Origin of the sequence: Flavobacterium sp., assembly GCF_040382755.1 — a bacterium.
In the GTDB taxonomy this organism is placed as follows: domain Bacteria; phylum Bacteroidota; class Bacteroidia; order Flavobacteriales; family Flavobacteriaceae; genus Flavobacterium.
The window spans coordinates 1-2,152 of sequence record NZ_JBEIET010000214.1; the positions used below are offsets into that span (position 1 = coordinate 1).

6 protein-coding genes are annotated in these 2,152 nt (G+C 27.6%); all 6 read right to left on the minus strand.

From position 1 onward, the window contains the following. Nucleotides 1-298: 298 nt before the first annotated feature. On the minus strand, nt 299-490 hold the full coding sequence (locus tag ABWO04_RS11335; protein WP_353079798.1) for a hypothetical protein: 192 nt from the start codon (nt 488-490) through the stop codon (nt 299-301). Between the two features lie 199 nt (nt 491-689). Beyond that, nucleotides 690-920, minus strand: coding sequence for a hypothetical protein (locus ABWO04_RS11340; RefSeq protein WP_353079799.1), 231 nt, complete (start codon nt 918-920; stop codon nt 690-692). Beyond that, entirely contained in the window at nt 905-1,294 is a 390-nt protein-coding gene (locus ABWO04_RS11345) for a hypothetical protein (RefSeq protein ID WP_353079800.1), read from the minus strand. The genes ABWO04_RS11340 and ABWO04_RS11345 overlap by 16 nt, the downstream gene beginning before the upstream one ends. A gap of 11 nt (nt 1,295-1,305) precedes the next feature. Next, nucleotides 1,306-1,668, minus strand: coding sequence for a hypothetical protein (locus ABWO04_RS11350; RefSeq protein WP_353079801.1), 363 nt, complete (start codon nt 1,666-1,668; stop codon nt 1,306-1,308). Nucleotides 1,669-1,670: 2 nt separating this feature from the next. Then, nucleotides 1,671-1,856, minus strand: a complete 186-nt coding sequence (locus tag ABWO04_RS11355; protein ID WP_353079802.1) for a hypothetical protein — start codon at nt 1,854-1,856, stop codon at nt 1,671-1,673. Continuing rightward, a partial coding sequence (locus tag ABWO04_RS11360) for an FAD-dependent thymidylate synthase (RefSeq protein WP_353079803.1) occupies nt 1,843-2,152 on the minus strand: 310 nt, incomplete at its 5' end. The genes ABWO04_RS11355 and ABWO04_RS11360, both read right to left, overlap by 14 nt.

Genomic DNA, 2,152 nt, shown 5'->3' on the forward strand with positions numbered 1-2,152 from the left:
CACAAATCGCTGTTTATACAAATTTGTATATATACAGTTGGCTATAATAAATTTATTTTACTGAAAATTTGAAAAAAATATTTTTTTTTCTTTTATACGATTGGCTATAAAAAATTTATTCTGTTAAAAAATTGGTTATATACTGCTGGCTACAAAAAATTTATTTTATCAAAAATTCCGTTTATATAGTGCTGGCTATAAAAAATTTAAAACATAAAAAAAAAGGAGCTAGAACTTAATCTAACCCCTTTTTCCAAAACCATTTGACAAGAAATCCGTACAAATATAATAAAATTATTTAAAGATTGTACATTTTAGAAATTTCTTCATTAATTCCGTAATCAATTAATATCTTTTTACCAGATTCATCCTTACCCCAATTGGCTCTATTATACAAATCACACATAACTATGTTTAATTCTTCAATGTTATTCTTTACTCTGAACACATCCAGATGAAGAACCTCTCTAACTGGTTTATATCGCTTCATACATACAATACCATACTTGAACCAATAAAGTTCGCCTATAAGGTTTAAATGCTTGTATTTATCCCATATATAAGCTTCTTGTAAGCATTGTAAGTAACCTCTAAGACTGATTGGAATCTTTACTACACGATTTTTGAATATTAGCACTACTCTGGTGCTTACTTTTATCTTCATATATACGTTTGGCTATAAAAAATTTTTACCCTTTTAAACTTCGTTCATACTCAACTCTATCTTCTTTAGAAGTGAAGTATCTTCTGTTAGTAGTATCTTGAATACTATACAATGAATTTGCATGGTTTAAATCAGATATTCTAACACCTTTAAGGTATTGCATATGACAAACGGAACAACTGCATCCAGAAGTTCCGTATATCGTTTTACCTATGTTATCTCTAAACCAATCAATGTGTCTTAATTCTCTGTCCATTCTTTTAAGTATAAATCTATAAGGAATTTAGTTTTTTCTAAATCTTCTTTAAAATTACCTTTTTTTCTACACCTAACAATACGTTTGACTATATCAAATTCCCAAGTGTTTAACCCTTGCTTGTCTGCAAATAGATACAAACTACCATTAGAATTGTCATAGTGTTTAGGTGCTTCATCTTTGCTTTCTAACTTTAGAATCTCAAAATACATATCAAATTCTGTGTGCATAAAGCTAACTGATTCTTTAATATTATTGGTTAATGTAAAATATTTTGAATCTGTATGGTCAACCCTATAAATTTTACCAAAGGTAAAATACTGAAAATTCTTTTCTTTTACAATAATCTCATCACCTCTAAATATTTTTCTCATAATCACTATTTTTAATAAACATCATGTTCATAATTACACTCATCACAAATTCTATATTCCTTGTCCGTAGTTCCTTTACCTAGATTAGTCAACTTATACTCTACTTTGTATTTGTCGCACCAATCACACTTCTTTCTTTTAACAGAAGTAGATTTACTTTCATTATTTTGGATTTTAACTGCATACCAAAAGTTTCCATATTTTACCTCAATCATTAATCTATGTAATGACCAATGAGAAATAAAAGATGATGGATACATTCTACCTCTCCAGAAGATACTAGGGCAACAATCTAATACTTCAACAAGATAGTTTAAAGTATCAACCTTAAAAAGAAGCTTGAAGTTACCTACAACATCACCAGACTTACTCATAATTAAAATATTTGTTCTAATAAATAAATTTCACTTGCTTTAACAAATTTTTCTTCTCCAGTATCTTTAAGTACAAAAATAATCAAGCTATAATAAGAATTATTTATATGATAAGCCATTGATTTTAATGGCATTTCAGAAGCTATCTCTAAGCAACCATCCTTAATATGTATTCTATAATAATTCATAAACTTTTAAACTTTGATTAAACACTTGTTTTTCTTTTAACTGGTCTAACATCAATTGCACAACTTCTCTAGTTTCTTGCTGTGCATCTGGTTTCAATCTTTGCTTACACAATCTGATTAAAGAATACAAACTACCAGTCCATATCATTGTAGTATTCAGATTCAATGGTAAAATAGTTCTATCTTGTTCTTTGATAACAACAAGATTAATCAAATTTTTATAAGCATATTTACAAAAATATTTTACTGAATATTCAATCAAATTGCAAGCTTCTTGACCATAAATATATAGTGTC